The organism is Bacillus sp. LR--39 (assembly GCF_053613335.1).
The window spans coordinates 1-2,145 of sequence record NZ_JBSIOT010000050.1 but is presented as its reverse complement, the minus strand read 5'-3'; the positions used below and the strand labels follow the sequence as shown (position 1 = coordinate 2,145).

At 41.3% G+C, this 2,145-nt stretch carries 3 protein-coding genes; 1 reads left to right on the top strand and 2 read right to left on the bottom strand.

Annotated features, from left to right (window positions below; all coding sequences use genetic code 11):
* Window positions 1–213 (top strand): hypothetical protein (locus ACWHAR_RS20085; protein ID WP_452087618.1); only part of this gene is annotated, 213 nt, incomplete at its 5' end.
* 140 nt (window positions 214–353) lie between these two features.
* On the opposite strand, the gene ACWHAR_RS20080 is transcribed toward ACWHAR_RS20085, so the two are convergent.
* Entirely contained in the window at window positions 354–1,706 is a 1,353-nt protein-coding gene (locus tag ACWHAR_RS20080; RefSeq protein ID WP_129093204.1) for an IS1182 family transposase, read from the bottom strand.
* A gap of 108 nt (window positions 1,707–1,814) precedes the next feature.
* A partial coding sequence (locus tag ACWHAR_RS20075; protein ID WP_452087617.1) for an rRNA adenine N-6-methyltransferase family protein occupies window positions 1,815–2,145 on the bottom strand: 331 nt, incomplete at its 5' end.

Below are 2,145 nucleotides of genomic sequence, written 5' to 3'. Positions count from 1 at the left end.
CATCTTTATAAAATGTGCCATTCCGGAAGCCACGAGATTTATATTTATTCAAAGAAAACGATGTGCAAAATCAAAAGCTTAATTGAGCTTGAAACATTCCGCATGGCTCATAATGAAAAGGAATATTTGATCGTAGTTGAAGGAACAAAAGCATCGCAGCTCATTGAAAAATTCCAAAATCTCATCGAGCCTGCTGAGAGAGAAGCGCTCTAACTTACATACAAAAAAGGATAGACATCTGTCTATCCTCAGCTTGTAGAGAAAACGACGTTTTTTCTACAAGCTTTTTTGTTTTATACAGTTTCTTTAGATATTCATCAGGTTTCAGATGCAGAAAAAGCGCTCCCACATGCCTAGCCCTGCTTGGCTAGGTATGTGGCAATTTTCTTCATGTTCTGGCATGCGGCTGTGAGGAGAACTTGTTCACTCACATTTCGTTTTCCCCTCAACCTGCAATAGCGAAGCCCATGCAGCTGTTTTGAATCTGCAAAGCTTCGCTCTATTTTTTCTTTTCTTTTTTTGTAGAGGTTTTTTCCTGAAACAGACAAGCGATTTTGTCTGACCTTTTCTTTATGTTCTTCCCATACATGTCGAGTAATCACTTTCTGCCGATTCTTTGATTTTGTACAGTTTTCAAGCAGTGGGCATGAGGAACATATTTCAGGATTTGATTTATATGACCGGTAGCCTTTTCGGTCAGTTGTTGAGTATGTAAGTGTTTGGTGATTTGGACAAATGTATCTGTCTTGTTCACTGTCATAATGAAATTTCCATTTTGGAAACAAGCCTCGGATAGGGTGATAACGTCTATGTGCGATGACACCAAAGATTTGGCGGTCAGATAATCCTTTACAGATCGGAGTCGTTAAATATCCGGAATCAAGGGCGACGGCTTCTACTTGAAAACCAAATCGTGCGATTTGGTGGTCTAATCGGTCAAGATAAGGCACAGAATCATGGACATTTCCAGGTGTGACGTAGGCATCGGTGATAATGTTGTATTTCATATCTGTTGTGCGGTGATCTAAATAGAAAAAACCTTCTGGTTTGTTTTCACGATACAGATAGCCACTTTCCGGATCGGTTGTACTGTGGCGGATCTCTTTTTCAGCTTTCACCTCCTCTTTGGCTGTTAATGGCTTTTTTCCGTGTTCCTCCCGATCCTCTTGAATGGCTTCATTTAAATCCTTGATATAGTTTTGGGTATCCTGCGCAATTGTTTTTCTTGTGTATTTATGCTTGTTGGCATTGGCTTTAAGGTGTGTGGAGTCGGTGAATAGGACTCGTCCGCCCACCATGTCATGATTGATGGCCTGAAGAACGATCTCATCAAAAATGTCTTGGAAGATGGTTGTATCTTTAAAGCGTGTGCGTCTGTTCCAGCTGATGGTGGAGTGGTGTGGAACCGGGTCGTTTATGTTCAATCCGAGAAACCATCTGTACGCCATATTGTAGTAAATTTCTTTTTCAAGCTGTCTTTCTGAACGGATACCATAGAGGTATCCGATAAACATCATTTTAAATAAAATAAGCGGATCAAGTGAGGGGCGGCCTTTGTTTTCACTGTAGTAAGGTTTCACCTTTTCAATGATGAAAGAGAAGTCTATGTGTTTATCAATTTTCCGAAGCAGGTGATCCTCTTCAACGAGTTGGTCAAGCAGAACAAATTCGGCTGTGTTTTGAGAAGAGTTTCTTGTGTGGAACATGAGAAAGACACCGTCCTTTTAAGTCTTTCTTTTATTTTATTACAGAAGAATGGATATTTTAAGGAAAAATAAAGGCTGTCGAGATTTTCTCGACAGCCTGAAGCCCTTTTAGAAAAGGGCTTTATACAATCCGTTAGACAGCGCTGCGAACTCCTCAATAGACAGGGATTCACCTCGGCGCATACCGTCAATATTTGTTTCTTCGAGCACTTGGTCAATCGTTGATTTTTGCGCCTTTCCTTCAGGCAGATTGTTAACTAAGTTATTGAGCAGCGTTTTACGGCGCTGTGCAAAGCTTGCCTTGATGAGCTGAAAGAAAAAGGATTCATTTTCCACCTCCACTGCCGGGCCGTCTCCGAGAATCAGACGGATGACTGCGGAATCGACATTAGGCTGAGGAACAAATACGGTTTTCGGAACGATCATCACCGTTTTGGCT

Excerpts from the sequence above, each read along its gene's own strand:
- ACWHAR_RS20080 (WP_129093204.1), bottom strand. The coding sequence starts at position 1,706 with ATGTTCCACACAAGAAACTCTTCTCAAAACACAGCCGAATTTGTTCTG.